Source organism: Mycolicibacterium septicum DSM 44393 (assembly GCF_000455325.1).
In the GTDB taxonomy this organism is placed as follows: domain Bacteria; phylum Actinomycetota; class Actinomycetes; order Mycobacteriales; family Mycobacteriaceae; genus Mycobacterium; species Mycobacterium septicum.
The window spans coordinates 3948888-3950885 of sequence record NZ_HG322951.1; the positions used below are offsets into that span (position 1 = coordinate 3948888).

2 protein-coding genes and 1 pseudogene are annotated in these 1998 nt (G+C 68.2%); all 3 read left to right on the forward strand.

What is annotated here, in order from left to right:
- Positions 1-275: 275 nt before the first annotated feature.
- Positions 276-1436 (forward strand): alkaline phosphatase family protein, encoded by a 1161-nt coding sequence (locus TX88_RS18660; protein ID WP_044518683.1) that lies wholly within the window; start codon positions 276-278, stop codon positions 1434-1436.
- 47 nt (positions 1437-1483) lie between these two features.
- Positions 1484-1816: a DUF732 domain-containing protein gene (locus tag TX88_RS18665; RefSeq protein ID WP_044518684.1), complete on the forward strand. Its 333-nt coding sequence runs from the start codon at positions 1484-1486 to the stop codon at positions 1814-1816.
- A 38-nt stretch (positions 1817-1854) separates the two neighbouring features.
- Positions 1855-1998 (forward strand): annotated as a pseudogene (locus TX88_RS35750) (DUF5078 domain-containing protein); the annotation flags it as partial.

Genomic DNA, 1998 nt, shown 5'->3' on the forward strand with positions numbered 1-1998 from the left:
GGGGGCACCGGGCGCAGCGGGATCGGCGGGGGCCGGCTCGACCGGACCCGGCGGCGGGCCCGGAGCGGGAATGGGCGCGGGCGCGTCGGGATCGGCGCCGGCGATGCCACTGAACGCCCCACCTGCGGACACCGCCAAAGCGGCGGCGAAGATCACGGCTCTCATCGGCTTCATGAAAACCCAGCGTACCGGGTACAGCCGGGTGGTCAGGCCCACTCGCGGGGAGGTCTGCCTTGCCGGGAACCCGCTGACGTGATCTGTGGCACGCTCGCGGTGTGGAGCCGCCGTGTCCTGATCCCGATGCACCCCACCTGGCCGACGTCGTTCCCTCGGTCCTCGCCGCGATGGGAGTACCCGGATTCGAGGCACGGATCGCGTGGCCGGGACCGATCCGCGGCGCATGCGTTCTGCTGATCGACGGGCTCGGAGCCGAACTGCTCGCCACCCACGCCGCTGATGCGCCGGTCCTGACAGACCTGGCCGACCAGTCGGCCAACCGGACCCTGCAGGTCGGGTTCCCGTCCACCACGGCGGCGGGACTGGCGGCGATCGGCACCGGATGCCGATCGGGTGAGCACGGTTTTGTCGGCTACTCATTCCGGGTTCCCGAGGCCGGCCCGGAATTCGACGTCGTCAACGCGCTGCGGTGGCGCCCTCATCCGTGGGGGCCGGACCTGCGCGACCGCGTGGTGCCCGAGGTGGTTCAACCCTCGCCGACCACGTTCGAACGTGCCGGAGAGGCCGGGTTCGAGGTCTCAGTGGTCTCGGGCGCCGAGCACGCCGGTTCGGGATTGACCCGGGCGCTCCTGCGCGGCGGACGCTATGTCGGGGTGCACGCACTCGGTGATCTCGCGGCCGAGGTCATCGCAGCCGTCGCCGGCAGCGGCTTCTGCTACGGGTACCACGCCGACCTCGACCTGGTGGGCCACCTGCACGGACCGGGGTCGCCGGCCTGGCGCATGCAGTTGCGGCAGGTCGACCGCCTGGTGGAATCGGTGTTGGAAGCTTTGCCGTCGGAGTGTCTGCTGACCGTGGTGGCCGACCACGGGATGGTCACGGTGGACCCGGCCGCCGTGGTCGACATCGACTCCTGCGAACCGCTGCTGGAGGGGGTGACCGCAGTCGGGGGCGAAGCCCGCGCCCGCCACGTCTACACCGCGGCCGGCGCGGCCGATGACGCCCTCGCGGCATGGCGCACCACCCTGGGGGATTCCGCGTGGGTGATGTCGCGGGAGGAGGCAATCAGCGCCGGATGGTTCGGCCCGCGGGTGCGCGACGACGTCCGGTCCCGCATCGGCGATGTCGTTGCCGCGGCCCGCGGCACGGCGGCGTTGCTACGCCGGACCGTAGAGCCCATGGAGTCAGCGTTGATCGGCCAGCACGGCTCGCTGACGATTGCTGAACAATATGTACCGATGTTGTCTGCAATTGGTTGAGCAAACCGCACACCCGGAACAGGCTTAGGTGGGCTAAGATTCACCGCATGAAGCTTGCAGGCCTGGCAGTAATTGGTGCCGCAGCGGCTATCGCGTTCGCCGCTCCCGCACACGCCGATCCCGACACCGATTTCGCCAATGAGCTGCACACTTTTGGCATCTACGGGCAGCGCGATTACAACGCCTGGATCGGAAAAATCATGTGCAAGCGGTTGCACAACGGCGTCGACCACAATGCTCAGGACTCGGTCGGTTTCGTGAAAAAGCAACTGGCCAAGGACAGCTCCGACGCCCAGTCGTGGCAGTTCCTGGGTACCGCCATCAATTACTACTGCCCCGATCAGCGCTTTATCTACGAACAGGCCGCCACGCGGCCTTAGTCTGATTCCCGACGCCGATCTCAGAGTTTTGGAGCGAGATGTTGAACCGCAAAAGTGTCAGTAATCTGATCCGCACCGGCGTGGCCGCCTGCACCGTCGCCGGCGCGCTGGCCGGGGCCGGCATCGCAAGCGCCGACGCCACCGACGACTACCCGATCCCCAACCGGATCCTGCGGACCCCG

What these genes read in the sequence shown, in the direction of transcription:
- TX88_RS18665 (WP_044518684.1), top strand. Translation starts at nt 1,484, where the DNA reads ATGAAGCTTGCAGGCCTGGCAGTAATTGGTGCCGCAGCGGCTATCGCG.